Below are 15,912 nucleotides of genomic sequence, written 5' to 3'. Positions count from 1 at the left end.
GGCGTCGCTCAGTGTCGAAGGAGTCACGGATGCCGCAGTCCCCCGAATTGGACGCGATCGTTGTCGGCGGAGGCCTCGCCGGATTGGTCGCTGCGGCTGGGCATCAAAGACTCTCTCGAGCTCGCTACGCAGGACTGGTTCGGCACTGCCAGTTTTGATCGAGACGAATACGAGTGACCGCGCCGCTGGGCGGAGGCCTACCTTCAGTTTGCTGCCGGTGAGAAGCGCGAGTGGCTCCGCGAGCGCGGGAGCTCGGGTTCTCAACGGCGACCGCATGTGGCACTGCGTGGAGGGCATCCAGAACTGGGATCCGGTGTGGCCGAAGCATGGCATCCGCATCCTCCCCGGCCCGTCGAGCGTGTGGCTTTACGCGACCGGCTACGACCACTCGTGGTTCGTACTCACTCAGGCCATCATCGAAAAGGAGTTCGCTCTCTCCGGCAGCGAACAGAACCCTGATCTCACCGGCAAAAGTGTGCGCGAACTCCTCACGCAACGGCTCGGCAAGGGTGCGGCAGCCCCGGTCGAAGCCTTCAAGCAGCACGGTGCCGACTTCATCGTCGCCGACACCCTCGACGAACTTCTTGACGGCATGCAACAACTCGCCCCCGACATCGCAATCGATGCGAAACACGTGCGCCGCGAGATCGAAGCTCGGGATCGGGAACTCACCAATAAGTTCACCAAGGATTCCCAAATCACTGCGCTGCGTCAGGCGCGCAACTACCTCGGAGACAAACTGATTCGGGTGGCCAAGCCCCACCGCATCCTCGATGCGAAAGCGGGACCGCTGATTGCGGTCAAGCTCAACATTCTTACCCGCAAGAGTTTGGGCGGCATCCAGACTGATCTCTCGGCACGAGCGCTCGAGGGCACGTTTCTCGGCGGTTGCCTTTTCAGCGGGAGTGCCGCCGGCCGAAGCGTGGTGGGGCGGAGTGTCGCCACCGAGTAAGTGTCAGATTTGGCTCTCGCCGCCGTTAGAATCGCAGGGTGAACGACGCATCGACTCCCCTTCCTCCTGCCGGCTGGTATCGCGATCCCGCCGGAGGAGCCGCACCCCGTTGGTGGAGCGGAACCGCCTGGGCTGCCGCCAACACGGTGCCCGAAGATGCGACCCCGTTGCCGACTCCTGCTCCTGCCGCAGCAGCAGCAGCAGCAGCAGCAGCTACATCCTCGGCGCAATCGGGCGCTGTCCCTGCCGCGACGCCACCAGCAGCGACCAATTCGGTGCCTCCGATTACGCCCGTTTCTCCTGCCGCAACGACGCCGGCTGCAGCAACGGTTGGTGCCCCACCAGTCGTGAACCCGGCCGCCAACTACACCTATGCAGCCCCCAGCGACGTCAGCGATACCGGAACGAACACCTGGCAAATGTGGGTATTCGTGCTCTTGCCGCTGATTTCACTTCCCGGCCTGTTCGCCATCGACCTTGACGCTCTTGTCCCGCGCCCGACCGACACTCCGACCGACGCCCAGCTACGTCTGCTCGTTGATCCCGGCTACCTGTGGATGATGATCTCCGGTTGGCTCATGTTCCTGGTCAACATTCCCTTGGCGATCTTCGACCGACGCGAACTCGATCATCGCGGCATCGACCGCCCCTTCCACTGGGCGTTCATCTTCCTCGGTTGGCTGATCTACGTCATCGGCCGTTGTGTTGTGGTCAAGAATCGCACCGGTCAAGGACTCGCGCCGATGTGGGCAGCGTTCGGCGTCTTGGCCATCATGTTTGCGACAACGGTCGTGTTCATGGGCATGTTGTTCAGCCGGGCAGTAGAAACTCTCTAGCGCGCGACTGACCAGGCGCGGCGCTTCACGAGAATGTGACCGCGCTTAGTCGATAGTCGCGTCCACGCTCCAGATTCATAGACGGATGCCGCCTCATCATCGGCGAGAAAACCCAAGCTAACGGCTGCGAACCCTGCACCGGCGGGCAGATAGTCGGGCTCGTCTAGCGGACGCCCCCAGACTTCGGTGCGCACTTTGTGCACGATCGCTTCGCCGGTTCCAGTGGGAATGGCGGCGGCGACTTCTTCGATGCCTGCCCGTGCTGCCTCTTCAAGCACAGCACTCGGCACAGAATCGATCGCAACCCAACCCCCACGCGGCGGCGTGATGGCAGCCCACGTGACGGTGTTGACGCTCATCGGCAAGTTGACAGCGACAGGCTCAGAAAAGCTAGCGGCAGAAGCCTCGACGGCGCTCTCAATGCGGCCAAGCAGGGAGCGAACCGGAACGACGGCATCGAAATCATCCGTTGATGACAGAGCGAAGGTGCGCAATCCAAGCACAGTGGGGCTCTGGTCAAGGAGCCCGGCAGGGTGAAGAACGGAAACATAGACGGCGAGAACGCCGGCGCCACCGATGAGTCGCACAGAGCCCTCATCGACTCGGGCGGCACGGCCCAAGAAAACCTGCAGATCTCCCAGCGCCAGGGAATCCACCAAAGTAAACGATCCAGTCATAGGCCTCTAAACTACAGGCATGAGCGACCCTATGTCTGGGCTTCTGACTGCCCTCGATCTGACCGACACCGGCGCACGAACAAGCGAAGACATTTTCACTGGTCCCAGCCAGTGGATGCCGCAGGGCCGCGTCTTCGGCGGTCAGGTGTTAGCGCAGGCTCTCGTTGCCGCGCAGCGCACTCTCGCTGAGGACCGCGTCGTGCATTCTATGCACGGATATTTCCTCCGCCCGGGCGACGTGAACCTTCCGATCACGTTCTCTGTTGACCGCATTCACGATGGTCGCTCCTTCTCGACGCGGCGCACTCAGGCGTATCAAGAGGGCGTTCCGATCTTGTCGGCAATCGCTTCGTTCCAGGATGACGATGAAGGGCTCGACCACCAGATCGACATGCCCGCAGATCTTCCTGACCCGGAGTCGCTGCCCACGACCGCTGAGTCACTGGCGAGCGTCGATCATCCGGTCGCTCGCTATTGGGCATCTGAGCGCCCCTTTGACATGCGCTACGTCACCTCGCCCATCTTTATGAGCGTTGATGGCGGCAGCGTCGCGCATCAGGCCGTGTGGATCAAGTCGGTTGGCCCGATGCCCGACGACATGAACCTGCACCGGGCAGCGCTGGCGTATGCCAGCGACTACTCAATTCTGGAATCAATCATGCGACGCCACGACCTCGCCTGGGTCACTCCCGGAATCAAGGTGGCGAGTCTTGACCACGCCATGTGGTGGCATCGCGAAGCTCGAGTGGATGAGTGGCTCCTCTATGTGCAGGAGTCTCCGACTGCCATTGGTGGCCGTGGCCTCTCACTCGGTCGAATCTACGATCGCTCTGGCCGTTTGATCGCGAGCGTTGCGCAAGAGGGAATGGTGCGCCCTCCTCGCTAGAAGGCCCCGATTCGTCAAATTGGACGGCTCTTTTAGTTCCGATAGGTAACAAACAAGTAACAAAGATGACCCCGCTCGATCCCTACTGTGCCGCGGATCGCGCCCGGTCGCCGTCACTGGATGTCCCCAATCTGGTGGACCTGAAACTGCGGAAAAACCCAAAAAACGTTACCGTTGATATCGGCCTTGCTGGCGGTGTGCCCCTTTTTTGGGCCCTGTAAGCAAGGTGCTACGAAATCAGGCCGCGCGCGCCACCCCGTCACCGGGATGTCGCTCGTACGGTTGTTTCGCAGTGGAGTTGCTCCGAAAGCGCTCCCCTATCTTTTCCCAGCAGAACCACCTTGGAATTGACAGAGCCCTGCGTTCAACCCGGACCGTAATCGAGAGAAGCGAAGCCCTTAAGGTGCCGAGTAATCAGGAGAACGTGACCGAGAAATTTGCTGTTAGCGCGAAGAACATCTACAAGGTGTTCGGCCGCCGTCCACAGGAAGCCGTTGAGAGGCTTCAGCATGGCGCCACCCGCGATGAGATTACTGACCTAGGAACAGCAGCGGTCATCGATGCGAGCTTCGACGTTCGCCCCGGTGAAATCTTCGTAGTCATGGGCCTTTCCGGTTCCGGAAAATCCACCCTCATCCGCATGCTTAACGGACTGTGGGACACCACATCGGGCAGCGTCACCGTCGGTGGCGACCTGATCACCGGCATTTCCGGTCCCAAGCTTCGCGAGGTTCGCCGCCGTCACATTTCGATGGTGTTCCAACACTTCGCCCTGTTCCCGCACCGCACCGTTCTTGAGAACGCGGCCTACGCCCTCGAAGTTCAGGGAATGCCGAAGGCTGAACGTCTCGCTCGCGCCCAGAAGACCATCGACCTCGTTGGTCTCAAGGGCTGGGGCTCCAAGATGCCCTCCGAACTTTCCGGTGGAATGCAGCAGCGCGTCGGCCTCGCCCGCGCCCTCTCTGCCGATACCGACATCCTCCTCATGGACGAGGCATTCAGTGCTCTCGACCCGCTGATTCGTCGCGAAATGCAAGAGCAGCTGCTCGAGCTTCAGACCGAACTCGGCAAAACCATCATCTTCATCACTCACGATCTCAACGAGGCAATGTTCCTCGGAGATCGCATCGCAGTGATGCGTGACGGCCGCATCGTTCAGATCGGCACGCCAGAAGACATCCTCACCGACCCGGCCAACGACTATGTTGCTCAGTTCGTTCAGGATGTTGACCGCTCGCGTGTTCTCACGGCCGCCAGCGTCATGGAGCCCGTCCGTGCGACGGTCTTCGCCAGTGGCGGACCGCGCGCAGCACTGAAGGTTATGCGTGACCTTCAGACCTCAACTGCTTTCGTAATCAGCCGCGACCGCACGCTCCAGGGCGTCGTTCGCGATGCTGACGTGATGAAGCTCGTCCGCAAGGGCGTCAGCGACCTGACAACGATCTTGAGCGACGAATACAACGCTGTGGACGAAAACACCTACCTGTCGGAACTTTTCGTTCCCTCGGTCGAAAGCCCTCTTCCGCTCGCCGTTATCGACGAGCGTGGCCGCCTGCGGGGTGTCGTACCTCGCGTTACTCTGCTTGCTGCTCTCGGCAACGTCACGACCGACACCGATGAATTTCAAGCCATCGAACCGCCTCTTACCGTCTCGACCTCGGTCATCACCGACGCCCTTGACGCCAGCGATACGAGCTCCGACGCGAAGGAGGACGCACGATGAACGACTTCCTCAGAATTCCCCTCGGCCAGTGGGTCGAAAACGGTATTGACTACATCACCGAGACTTTTGGCGCCTTCTTCGACGTCATCAAGTTCATCATTGCGTCGATCTCCGACGGAATGAACTTCCTCTTCACCTCCCCACCCTTCTGGGTCATCCTGATCATCTTCGCCGTCATTGCTTTCGTGGCTCGCGGTTGGATGTTCTCGGTAGGAAGCATCCTTGGTTTTCTGCTTATTCTCACGCTTGACCAGTGGGAAAACGCTATGGACACCATGGCGCTCGTGCTCGTCGCGGCCTTCCTCGCCATCATTATCAGTGTTCCGTTAGGAATTCTGGCGGCTAAATACCGAACGGTCTCGACCATCGTGAAGCCGATCTTGGACTTCCTGCAGACGATGCCCGCCTTCGTTTACCTGATTCCTGCGCTCATCCTGTTCCGCATTGGTGACGTTCCCGGAATCGTCGCGACAGTGCTCTTCGCTCTTGCACCCGGTGTTCGCCTTACGGAACTCGGAATTCGCGGTGTGGATAGCGAAGTTGTTGAAGCCGGCCAGGCTTTCGGCGCATCGCCCGGCCGCATCCTTCGACAGATTCAGCTTCCGCTGGCTCTGCCGTCAATCATGGCCGGCATCAACCAGGTCATCATGCTCTCGCTCTCCATGGTCGTTATCGCGTCCATGGTTGGTGCCGGCGGCCTCGGCCAGCCCGTTATCCAGAGCTTGAGCCGAGCGGATGTCGCACTCGGCTTCGAGGCTGGACTGTCTGTAGTTATCTTGGCCATCTTCCTGGACCGCCTCACGGCATCCTTCGGTTCGGGCAAGGGCTACTTCCAGTTCATTATCGAGTCCTTCAAGGTTCGTAGCCGTAGCGAAGAATCTGAAGTGGTTGACACCACCGCAGACAGCTCGGCCGCTACGACCGAACCAGCCGAACACACTCCCCCCGTTCGCTAATTTTCGGGCGCCAACCCGCGCTCGTTTCCCGCATGCAGAAAATCCTGTATGCATCGACGTCAACATCGTCGACGCTTTAGCGTTGACAGAAAAGGACGACACAATGAAGAAGCAGACACGTGCTGCAATTGCAATCGGAGCCGCTGCGCTCCTCGGTCTGTCGGCTTGCGCCGCAGGCGGAGACGACACCGCGTCCGGCGACGCTGTTGAGAGCAAGGATCTCAGCATTGCCGTATTCAACGGATGGCCTGAGGGCGAAGCAGTTTCGTACCTCTGGAAGGCAATCCTTGAAGAAAAGGGTTACAACGTAGAGCTCGAATACGCTGACGTTACCCCGATCTTCTCGGGCCTCAGCACCGGTGACTACGACATCGCGCTTGACGGATGGCTCCCCATCACTCACGCAAGCCTGATGGAAGAGTACGGCGACACCATTGAAGACCTCGGCGCATGGAACAGCGAAGCTGGCCTGACCGTTGCAGTCAACTCTGATGCCCCCATCGATTCGCTCGACGAGCTCGCAGCAAACGCTGACGCTTTCGGCAACCGCATCGTTGGTATCGAGCCTGGTGCAGGACTCACTGAAGCAGTCCTGAACAACACCATGCCGACCTACGGCCTCGACGACATGGAACTTCTCACCTCGTCGACCCCCGCCATGCTTGCTGAACTGCAGGCTGCACTCGACAACGGCGAGAACATTGCCGTCACTCTCTGGCGTCCGCACTGGGCCTACGATGCATTCGACATCAAGGACCTTGCTGACCCCGAGGGAACGCTCGGAGACGTTGAAGAAATTCACTCCTTCGCACGCGACACCCTGAGCGACGACATGCCCGAGGTCACCGAGTGGATCTCGAGCTTCAAGATGGACTCCGAGCTGCTTTACTCGCTCGAGAACGTCATGTACAACGAGTACGAAGGAACCGACTTCGAGCCCATCGTTGCTGACTGGATTGCAGCGAACCAGGACTACGTAGACGGCCTCACCAGCTAATACTGTTGTAGCTTTCAGTACTTCGGTGCTGTAACTCACGAAAAGGGGTCGCCTTCGGGCGGCCCCTTTTTGCGTGCGCACGGCAACCATCCGGTGTCACGCTAGGGTCGAATGGTGCCAGCAATTGATAATCCTGTCGTCGTCATCGCTCCCGATTCGTTCAAAGGCAGCCTGACCGCTGCGGATGCCGCGGCGGCTCTCGAACGTGGAGCCCGCGAAATGCTTCCCGAGTCAGCCACCGTGCTCACGTTCCCCATGGCTGACGGCGGAGAAGGTTCCCTCGACGCCGTACTGGCCGCCTGGCTCCAGCCGGCGCTCACGATGACGACGGTGGATGCCATCGGTCGCGAACGCGAAGCCAGCTACGGACTCGACAGCGAAGGTCGCCGGGCGATCATCGAAGCCGCGCAGTCCAACGGACTCCCCTACGTCAGCGACGTGCCGCTACAGGCTTTGCGCGCCGACAGCTACGGTGTCGGCCTCATCGCCGCACGCCTCATCGAAAAAGGCGCGCGCGACGTGACACTCTTTCTCGGCGGCTCAGCAACCTCCGACGGCGGTACGGGCATCCTCCGCGCGCTCGGTGCGCGATTCCTCGACGCCGAGGGCAACGAACTGGCACCCGGAGGAGGCGCGCTAGCCTCCCTCTCAACGATCGACCTCAGCGGGCTCATCGCCGGCGCACGCGAGACGCAGTGGCGCATCGCCGTCGATGTGACCAACCCGCTGGTGGGAGAACAGGGCGCAGCCCACGTCTTCGGGCCTCAGAAGGGGGCTTCGGCATCCGATGTCGCTGTCTTGGATGCTGGGCTCACCAGACTTGCCGAAGTGCTGGCAGAGACACCGCTGGCTGCCGAACGCGGCTTCTCTGCCGCCGGAATCTCCGCCCTGCCCGGCATGGGAGCCGGCGGCGGAATGGCCACTCCTCTTGTGGCGCTCTTCGGCGCAGAGTTGGTTCCCGGCGCCCAGCTGGTTGCCGATGCGATCGGGCTGAGCGAGGTAATCGCCAGCGCCGACATCATTCTCACGGGCGAGGGTCGCTTTGATTCGCAGTCGCTCGACGGCAAAGTTGTTGACTACCTGCGCGGCGCCAAAGGCCCAAGCGGGTGGCTCGCGGTAATTGCGGGCAGTGTGGGAATGAGCCCGAGCGAGGCGAAGGCTGCTGGCATCGACGTAGCTCTGCCGCTGGGCTCAGGTATCGAGAGCCGCAAAGAACTCTTCCAGCTGGCGGCTCCGCTGCTCGAAGCGCGTGGCGCGCACGCTATCGCCGAATGGTTCGAACCCACCGACCTCGACGCCGAGTTCAGAGATGAAGAGGGCGACGACGACGCGACGCTCGGCAACTAGCGTCTGGCAGCTAGCGCTTGGCACCTAGCGTCTGACGGCTAGCACTCGGGAGTTAACGCGTGCGACTAGCGCCGCTTGGCGAATTGAAGCGGTTCCTCGGCGTAGTCGTTGAATACAGCGCGTTGCGCTTGGCTAATGCGCATGGGCCGTGAGGTTGCAGCATCAACAAGCACCAATGTGGTGGATGCTCGAACGAAGAGTTGCTGGGGCTCTACGCCCACGGGAGTGTAAATCTCGTAGCAAACTTCGAGGCTTGCTCCCCCAACGCGCCCGATCCACATCTGGATGTCGATGGGTTCGCGCATGTACGGAATCGGAAGCAGGTATTCGATTTCTTGACGCGCAATGAGCGTCATCGTGGCGCCGCCTGGACGACCATCGAGCACGGCGGTGAGGGGCGCATCCGCTCCCGCTACTGGCCAGAATGCGTGAATGCGCGCCTCTTCGAGGAGACGAAACACTTCGGCATTGTTGACGTGTTGGTACGCGTCAACGTCTGACCAGCGCAGCGGGAGCGGGATGTGCAATCTCATGGCTAGTCGCGGGTGAGCTTGCGGTAGGCGCTGCGGTGAGGCTTGGCCGCGTCGGGGCCGAGACGCTCGATCTTGTTCTCTTCATAAGCGTCGAAGTTGCCCTCGAACCAATGCCAGTAACCGGGATTCGTTTCCGAACCTTCGTAGGCGAGGATGTGGGTCGCGATGCGGTCGAGGAACCACCTATCGTGAGTGATCACCACAGCGCAGCCGGGGAACTCGAGGAGCGCGTTTTCGAGGCTTCCGAGAGTCTCGACGTCCAGGTCGTTAGTCGGTTCGTCAAGCAGGAGAAGGTTTCCGCCCTGCTTGAGCGTGAGCGCGAGGTTCAAGCGGTTGCGCTCACCACCGGAGAGCACACCGGCCTTCTTTTGCTGGTCTGGACCCTTGAAGCCGAACTGCGAGACGTACCCGCGCGACGGAATTTCAGTCTTGCCGACCTGGATGTAGTCCTGGCCGTCAGAAACAACTTCCCACAGCGTCTTGTTGGGGTCGATACCGCCACGAGTCTGGTCGACGTACGAGATGTCGACTGTTTCGCCGACCTTCAGGTCTCCAGAGTCGAGCGGCTCAAGCCCCACGATGGTCTTGAACAGCGTGGTCTTACCGACACCGTTCGGGCCAATGACTCCCACAATTCCGTTGCGGGGAAGGGTGAAGCTGAGCCCATCGATCAGGATGCGCTCGTCGAAACCCTTCTTGAGGTTCTTGGCGTCGATGACCTGCGCGCCGAGGCGTGGCCCCATCGGGATGACGATTTCTTCGAAGTCCAACTTTCTGGTCTTCTCCGCTTCGTTCGCCATTTCTTCGTAGCGTGCGAGTCGAGCCTTCGACTTGGTCTGGCGGCCCTTGGAGTTGGAGCGCACCCACTCAAGTTCGCTCGAGAGACGCTTCGCGAGCTTGGCGTCTTTCTTGCCCTGCACCTGGAGACGTTCTTGCTTCTTCTCGAGGTAGGTGGAGTAGTTGCCCTCGTAGGGGTAAAGGTGACCGCGGTCGACTTCAGCAATCCACTCGGCGACGTGGTCGAGGAAGTACCTATCGTGGGTTACGGCCAGTACGGCGCCCGGGTACTTGGAGAGGTGCTGCTCGAGCCAGAGAACACTTTCGGCGTCGAGGTGGTTAGTGGGCTCATCGAGAAGCAGCAGGTCGGGCTTCTGAAGGAGCAGCTTGGTGAGCGCAACACGGCGCTTCTCTCCACCGGAGAGTTTGTTGACGGGCCAGTCTCCTGGCGGGGTGCGCAAGGCATCCATTGCTTGCTCAAGCTGGGAGTCGAGGTCCCACGCATCAGCAGCGTCGATGTCTTCCTGAAGCGAACCCATTTCAGCCATGAGCGCGTCAAAGTCGGCGTCTGGCTCAGCCATTTCAAGGCCAATGGCCGCGTGACGGTCAACCTTGGCCTTGATCGGTCCAACGCCTTCTTGCACGTTTTCGAGAACCGTTTTGGTTTCATCGAGCTCGGGCTCCTGCATGAGGATGCCGACGGAATACCCAGGGCTCAGGCGGGCTTCACCGTTGCTGGGGATGTCGAGGCCCGCCATGATCTTGAGGATTGTGGACTTACCGGCACCGTTAGGGCCAACCACACCAATCTTCGCGCCGGGATAGAACGACATTGTGACGTCGTCAAGGATGAGCTTGTCGCCGACCGCTTTTCGCGCGCGCACCATGGAATAAATGAATTCGGCCATGTGACCATTCTACGGAGCGCTGGGCGTGAGTCGAACCCGATTCGGGACTACCAGTCGATTGCGCGGGTCTTTCCGACAAGACAGCCACCGGTGCCCAAAAGCGGTTCGATGGATGAGACGTAGTTATCGGGAGCAAACTGGCCAAGCAGGCACTCTCCCTTGATGCGCACGGAGACCACGATGGAGTCTGTGGCGAGGCCGATTGCCGTGGTGTCTGCAGTGACTTCCATGTCTTGCTTCTCGAAACCGTTTTCGATGAGGTTGTCAACAATGCTGCGGCCATCTCCGCGACCGTTCGCTTCGAAGTACTCGGTGTTGATCTGATCAAAGAATTGACGATTAGCTACGGCATTCTCGCCGGGGCGCAGCATGGGGGCAGTCTCGCTGGCCTCGGGAGCCGGCGTCGTTGATGCCGTGGGGGTTGCTGTCGGTTCGGGCGTCTCCGCTACGCAACCGCTGAGCGCGACTGCTGCCGCCAAGGTGAGGGCAAGAACTGCACCGAGTCGGCGAGTGGGTCGTACGCGCATTGCATTCCCTTCATCGGCCGCGAGACTTCAGGGCCGCATCAAGTCTAGATTGCTTGCGCGCACGATCCGCTCAGAAGGGCTTGACTGCGCTGCTTCCCGCCGCAATGAGCTCGCCTTCTTCAGCGGCGTCAGTCTCAGCTTCAGTTTCAGCCTCAGCTGCGGGGAACGTATCGTCGCTCTCGGTCTGGTGACTCGCTGAGCTCACACTGGAGATGGTTCGAGAAAACTGAGCAGTGCCCCACATAAGATCGTGACCGAGCGAGTCTGCTTCAATCTCAATGTTGGTGCCGCTGCGGTCAGCGTTCTCCCATTCGCGAATCTTCAGCCGCCCGCTGAGCACGACGCGATCGCCCTTGCCGATCGACGTAGCGCTGTTGATCGCGAGCTGGCGAAACGAGGTGATCGTGTACCAGTTGGTTTCGCCATCGATCCACCGCTGATTGCTGCGGTCAAACCGACGCTGCGTAGACGCGAGCCGGAATGACGTAATGGGCAAACCTTCACTCGTGACGATGTGCCGTGGGGTCGTCGCGACGAGCCCCGAAACGGTAATGGTGTCTGACATATCTGCTCCTAGGTCTGGGCCACGAAGCGAACAACGCGGCCGATGTGGGAGACAGATGCGGGCCGACACTCGTGCCGGGAAGCCGACCCGGCATCCGTCTGACACCAGTGTTCGTCAGCACGCCACAGCGAGCGAGGTGCGTGAAAGCATCTGTGGATGCCGGACACACCGCGCCCGCTATCAGGAGAAGTGGGCGATCAGCCTAGTGCTCGCGGAACTCAGGCCACGCCGTGCCGGGAAGCAGGTTCGCGTGCAGGGCAGCCTTCGCGGCATCCAGAGTCGGATACACCGCTCGATAGCCTTCGTCTTTCAATAACTTGAAGGTGAACCCGTCTGTTACCCGGTGCACCGAGCCAACTGCTCCTGCCTGCGTGAATGCCACCCAGGTTTGTCCGGTCAGAGTGTGGTTTGTCATTTCCGAACCTCCTTCGAATTAGTAAGAACGCGACGCCACTGTCGCTTGTTAACGACCGTACGCCGCCTCGCGACGAAGATAAAGACCTTCGTGCGAGACGGCGCACAGATTATGTCGCTGCCGAGTACTACTTGATGTAGCTCGAGAACGATGAACGAATTTTGTTGACCTTGGGCAACGCAACCGCCATGCAATACCCCTGGCCGGGGTTCTTCGCGAAGAAGTCCTGGTGGTAGTCCTCAGCCTTGTAGTAGGTGTCGAGTGGCTCGATCGTGGTCACGATGCCGCCATCCCAATATTCGGATGCGCGGTCACGGGCAGCCTCGAAGAGAGCTTTCTGCTCGTCGTCTTCGTAGAACATCGCCGAACGGTACGACGATCCCACGTCGTTGCCCTGCCGGTTGAGCTGGCGCGGGTCGTGGAGGGTGAAGTACACGTCAAGAATGACTTCGTCGGGGATGACCTCAGGGTCAAAGGTGACGGCAACCGCTTCTGCGTGGCCGGTGGTCTCAGTGCACACCAGCTCGTAGCTGGGGTTGGGCACTGTGCCGCCGGTGTATCCAGAGACTACGTCGGTGACGCCGTTAAGGGTGCGGTAGACCGCATCGAGGCACCAGAAACAGCCGCCTGCGAGATGAAATGTGTGCATAAGTTGAGCCTACTTTCTTGGGCTGGATGTCTTATACAACGCCCACCTCGCGTGCCGTGTTCCCTCAGTCGCTGGGCATATGCTGAACGAATGCCTTACGAAGCCTCCCCCGCCAGATATGACACCGCCGAATATCACCGCGTAGGCCGCAGCGGCCTCACACTTCCCGCGATCTCGTTGGGATTGTGGAACAACTTCGGTGATGACCGCCCCCGCGCAACGCAACGAGCGATTCTGCGCCGCGCGTTCGACCTCGGCATCACTCACTTCGACTTGGCCAACAACTACGGCCCCGAAATCGGTGCCGCCGAGCGCAACTTCGGCGAGATCTTTGCCGACGACTTCGAGCCCTATCGCGATGAACTGATCATCTCGACCAAGGCCGGCTACACGATGGGAGTCGGCCCCTACCAAGACTGGGGTTCACGCAAATATTTGCTCTCGTCTCTCGACGCAAGCCTCGACCGCATGGGCCTCGACTATGTCGACATCTACTACCACCACCGCCCCGACCCCGAGACCTCTATCGAAGAAACGATGGGCGCATTGGCGACCGCAGTGAACTCGGGCAAAGCGCTCTACGTTGGTGTCTCGAATTACAGCCCCGAGCAGACCGTAGCCGCCGCTGCCGCACTCGCGGAGTACGGCATCCCGCTGACCATTCACCAGCCGCGCTACAACATGTTCGATCGCCACATCGAAAGCGGACTCTTTCCCGTGCTCGACGAAATCGGCGCCGGCAGCATCGTGTTCTCCCCGCTCGCGCAGGGTTTGCTCACCGACCGCTACTTGGATGGCACGATCCCCGACGGATCTCGTGCGTCTGAGGGGCGCTGGCTCCAGCCCGGCCCCATCGGTGACACCTACCTGCAACGCGTTCGGGCCCTGAACGAGATTGCTCAGAACCGTGGGCAAAGCCTCGCTCAGCTCGCGCTGACCTGGGTGCTGCGTCATCCGCAGGTTACGTCTGCGCTTGTCGGAGCCAGCAGTGTCGCGCAGTTGGAGAACAACTTTGCCGCCCTCGAAGGCCCAGCATTAACGGATGCAGAACTGGCCGCCATCGAGCCACTCGCGTTCGACGGTACGGCTTTGCGCTAGCCAAACCTCGCCATTGAGGTGCTCCTGACGCACGAATGTCAGTGTTCGAACATATATTCGAACAACACACATTCGCGTTCGATATTTGTCAGGAGCACCCATGACCACCACTCTCGATTTCGCTGGCCCTACGCGCTCGATTCGCTCAAGCGTCGTGACTGTTCAACTCAACGACGACCTGTGGCGCATTACCCGCCAGGATGGCGAAGTGTTGGGTTACGTTCACCGCTGGCAATCCGCTGCAGGGTTTCGTTTTCAAGCCAAGCGCATGCTTCAGCGCCAACGCCGCTTCTTGCCCCTCGGAGACTTTTGGACCATCGACGATGCTCTCGATATCTTCCGGTTTTGATGTGACGCGCCTGTCGCTATCGGGTCACGTGCGCTAGCCGGGTTACAGTTCCAACATGATTCTTGAGTGGTGGAACGACATCGTCGACTGGTTCAACTCTGATGCAGGCTGGACGTTTATTACGAACGCTCTAGTGCCCTTCCTCGCGATTGTTGTCGGAGGAATCATTGTCGGGCTCATCGCGCGCTCTTCGCTGCGTCGCCTCATCGGCCACCAAGACCGCCAAGCCAAGGCTGCCGCCGTCGCTGCTCTTATTTCATCGGGCCGTCGCGCTGCCGCCTGGAGCACTCTCTCCGCCGGCGAAAAAGAGCACGTCGACTACCAGGCGAGCGAAGCAGAAGTTCGAGTGCGCCTCCTCCCCCTCAAGGGTGCAAACATCGCCGCCGACTGGGCTTCTCACAAGCTCGCGGCCATGAAGAAGAACTCCGTCAACTACAGCTTCCAGGCCGAACAAGACCTCGCAGAGCTTCAAGACGGCCTCATCGATTGGCAAGCCCGTCCCGGCCGCGCCAAGAAGCTCTTCGCTCAAGACCTCGCCAGCTGGAAATACGAAACCGGCGAAGCTGAAGACGAGCTCGTCGTCAAGCAGCAAGAATGGGCGTCGCGTCAAGCCGCCGAAGGCAGCTCAACACCGTCTACGGGTTCGCCCACACCGCCGTCTTCCGCTACCGCGTCAGGCTCGGAACCGACTCCGACAGTCGTCATCACTCCCGACCGCGACTAACAACGTGGACCACCACACGGCCTAGGCGTCAGGTCCCTCAACCGCAATAACACGAGCAGACCACGGACAAAAACTGTCTGAGGTCAGAATCTCATCCTCGACATATTGCGGAATACCATCGCACGCCTCGGTCGTGATGTTGGTGAACTCAAGCGTGGCAGGGTCGATGTGCCACGACCACGGCATATTTACCGACGACGATTCCCGCACGACGACTCCCTGAGGCACCGCGGCCACGTTCTCCCCCGCCAGCAGTGCCTGCGCATGCTCAACGAGTTCCGGGGTCACAAGCTCGATCGTGAACTGACCGCCACTGGGGACCTCGAAAACTGCGACCGTCGGCTCCGGCCCTGCGATGCAACCCGAGACGGTGGTTAGCGCCACACCAGCCACCGCGGCCGCCAAGAGAGCCCGCCGCCGGTTCACGCCGGAGCCTCAGTCATCCTCGGCGAGCGCATCGTAATCAAAACGGGCGACCTCATAGCTTCGCGTCAGCAACTCCTCGAGAACCGCAAGATCGACATCCGCCAACTTCTTGACATAAAGACAGCCCACCGCCAGTTCATGGGTTCCCAGTCGCTCAAGCAGCTCCGGGAACTCCCGAAAATTGCGAGCCGTGTACAGCGAGATTTTGGCCTTGCGCGGAGAGAAACCAATCGTGGCCGTATCTCCCTCACGACCGGTGGCATACCGATAGTGACTAGAGCCGAACCCAATGATGGATGTGCCCCACATCACTGCAGGCTGGCCAGAGGAACGGCCAAAGATATCCAGAAGAGTCTGCGCCTCATCACGCCGCCGTTCGGTCGGCACGGAGTCGATGAACTCGGCAACGGTGACCGTGGTGGGGGCCGTTTTGTTCGGTGTGTTCACGTCAGGACCATCCCCTTCGATGCGGTGCCCTCGGCAGGATTCGAACCTGCGGCCAAGAGATTAGAAGGCTCCTGCTCTATCCCCTGAGCTACGAGGGCGGGGTATACGCGTTAAACGATA

The 15,912-nt window shown here is 60.3% G+C and carries 18 protein-coding genes, 1 tRNA gene and 1 pseudogene; 10 read left to right on the top strand and 10 right to left on the bottom strand.

Translation table 11 applies throughout. The features are described 5' to 3' along the window. Positions 1-93: 93 nt before the first annotated feature. Positions 94-952 (top strand): annotated as a pseudogene (locus tag I6E51_RS06375) (FAD-binding protein); the annotation flags it as partial. Positions 953-990: 38 nt separating this feature from the next. Further along, positions 991-1,788 (top strand): hypothetical protein, encoded by a 798-nt coding sequence (locus I6E51_RS06370; protein ID WP_197109742.1) that lies wholly within the window; start codon positions 991-993, stop codon positions 1,786-1,788. Here the strand turns inward: I6E51_RS06370 and I6E51_RS06365 are convergent. Continuing rightward, positions 1,785-2,465 (bottom strand): hypothetical protein, encoded by a 681-nt coding sequence (locus I6E51_RS06365; RefSeq protein WP_197105977.1) that lies wholly within the window; start codon positions 2,463-2,465, stop codon positions 1,785-1,787. The two genes, I6E51_RS06370 and I6E51_RS06365, sit on opposite strands and share 4 nt — an antisense overlap. A 19-nt stretch (positions 2,466-2,484) precedes the next feature. On the opposite strand from I6E51_RS06365, the gene I6E51_RS06360 reads away from it, so the two are divergent. From I6E51_RS06360 to I6E51_RS06340, 5 genes are all read left to right on the top strand, one after another. After that, on the top strand, positions 2,485-3,351 hold the full coding sequence (locus tag I6E51_RS06360; RefSeq protein WP_231599671.1) for an acyl-CoA thioesterase II: 867 nt from the start codon (positions 2,485-2,487) through the stop codon (positions 3,349-3,351). Between the two features lie 424 nt (positions 3,352-3,775). After that, positions 3,776-5,074 (top strand): glycine betaine/L-proline ABC transporter ATP-binding protein, encoded by a 1,299-nt coding sequence (locus I6E51_RS06355; protein WP_197105978.1) that lies wholly within the window; start codon positions 3,776-3,778, stop codon positions 5,072-5,074. After that, positions 5,071-6,030: a proline/glycine betaine ABC transporter permease gene (locus I6E51_RS06350; RefSeq protein ID WP_197105979.1), complete on the top strand. Its 960-nt coding sequence runs from the start codon at positions 5,071-5,073 to the stop codon at positions 6,028-6,030. The genes I6E51_RS06355 and I6E51_RS06350 overlap by 4 nt, the downstream gene beginning before the upstream one ends. Before the next feature lie 103 nt (positions 6,031-6,133). Next, positions 6,134-7,027, top strand: coding sequence for a glycine betaine ABC transporter substrate-binding protein (locus I6E51_RS06345; RefSeq protein ID WP_197105980.1), 894 nt, complete (start codon positions 6,134-6,136; stop codon positions 7,025-7,027). Between the two features lie 114 nt (positions 7,028-7,141). Next, complete coding sequence (locus I6E51_RS06340) at positions 7,142-8,374, top strand: glycerate kinase (RefSeq protein WP_307783849.1); 1,233 nt, start codon at positions 7,142-7,144, stop codon at positions 8,372-8,374. Positions 8,375-8,439: 65 nt separating this feature from the next. Here I6E51_RS06340 and I6E51_RS06335 read toward each other — a convergent pair whose 3' ends face one another. The 6 genes from I6E51_RS06335 to msrA form a co-directional block, all read right to left on the bottom strand. Then, the gene (locus I6E51_RS06335) at positions 8,440-8,907 is read right to left on the bottom strand and encodes a thioesterase family protein (RefSeq protein ID WP_197105982.1); all 468 of its coding nucleotides are present in this window, start codon (positions 8,905-8,907) and stop codon (positions 8,440-8,442) included. A gap of 2 nt (positions 8,908-8,909) precedes the next feature. Then, positions 8,910-10,592, bottom strand: a complete 1,683-nt coding sequence (ettA, locus tag I6E51_RS06330; RefSeq protein ID WP_197105983.1) for an energy-dependent translational throttle protein EttA — start codon at positions 10,590-10,592, stop codon at positions 8,910-8,912. 47 nt (positions 10,593-10,639) lie between these two features. Continuing rightward, a complete protein-coding gene (locus tag I6E51_RS06325) occupies positions 10,640-11,119 on the bottom strand; it encodes a hypothetical protein (RefSeq protein WP_197109740.1) in 480 nt (159 codons plus the stop codon). Between the two features lie 70 nt (positions 11,120-11,189). Further along, positions 11,190-11,684 carry a single-stranded DNA-binding protein gene (locus tag I6E51_RS06320; RefSeq protein ID WP_231599670.1) on the bottom strand — a complete coding sequence of 165 codons (495 nt, stop codon included), beginning with the start codon at positions 11,682-11,684 and terminating at the stop codon, positions 11,190-11,192. Between the two features lie 202 nt (positions 11,685-11,886). Further along, positions 11,887-12,099, bottom strand: coding sequence for a methyltransferase (locus tag I6E51_RS06315; RefSeq protein ID WP_197109739.1), 213 nt, complete (start codon positions 12,097-12,099; stop codon positions 11,887-11,889). Positions 12,100-12,226: 127 nt separating this feature from the next. Further along, positions 12,227-12,748, bottom strand: coding sequence for a peptide-methionine (S)-S-oxide reductase MsrA (gene msrA / locus I6E51_RS06310; RefSeq protein ID WP_197105986.1), 522 nt, complete (start codon positions 12,746-12,748; stop codon positions 12,227-12,229). Between the two features lie 90 nt (positions 12,749-12,838). Between msrA and I6E51_RS06305 the strand changes: the two genes are divergently transcribed. From I6E51_RS06305 to I6E51_RS06295, 3 genes are all read left to right on the top strand, one after another. Beyond that, positions 12,839-13,846 (top strand): aldo/keto reductase, encoded by a 1,008-nt coding sequence (locus I6E51_RS06305; RefSeq protein ID WP_197109738.1) that lies wholly within the window; start codon positions 12,839-12,841, stop codon positions 13,844-13,846. Between the two features lie 100 nt (positions 13,847-13,946). Next, positions 13,947-14,195: a hypothetical protein gene (locus I6E51_RS06300; protein WP_197105988.1), complete on the top strand. Its 249-nt coding sequence runs from the start codon at positions 13,947-13,949 to the stop codon at positions 14,193-14,195. Between the two features lie 55 nt (positions 14,196-14,250). Next, complete coding sequence (locus I6E51_RS06295) at positions 14,251-14,919, top strand: hypothetical protein (RefSeq protein WP_197109737.1); 669 nt, start codon at positions 14,251-14,253, stop codon at positions 14,917-14,919. A gap of 21 nt (positions 14,920-14,940) precedes the next feature. Here the strand turns inward: I6E51_RS06295 and I6E51_RS06290 are convergent, their stop codons facing one another. The 3 genes from I6E51_RS06290 to I6E51_RS06280 form a co-directional block, all read right to left on the bottom strand. Next, positions 14,941-15,345, bottom strand: coding sequence for a hypothetical protein (locus I6E51_RS06290; protein WP_197109736.1), 405 nt, complete (start codon positions 15,343-15,345; stop codon positions 14,941-14,943). Positions 15,346-15,354: 9 nt separating this feature from the next. Then, positions 15,355-15,792 carry a DUF1801 domain-containing protein gene (locus tag I6E51_RS06285; protein WP_197109735.1) on the bottom strand — a complete coding sequence of 146 codons (438 nt, stop codon included), beginning with the start codon at positions 15,790-15,792 and terminating at the stop codon, positions 15,355-15,357. A 25-nt stretch (positions 15,793-15,817) separates the two neighbouring features. Then, positions 15,818-15,890, bottom strand: a tRNA-Arg gene (locus I6E51_RS06280). Positions 15,891-15,912: the final 22 nt, after the last annotated feature.

This window comes from Salinibacterium sp. NSLL17 (assembly GCF_015864935.1).
GTDB lineage: Bacteria > Actinomycetota > Actinomycetes > Actinomycetales > Microbacteriaceae > Rhodoglobus.
This window is presented reverse-complemented; position numbering and strand designations above follow the sequence as displayed.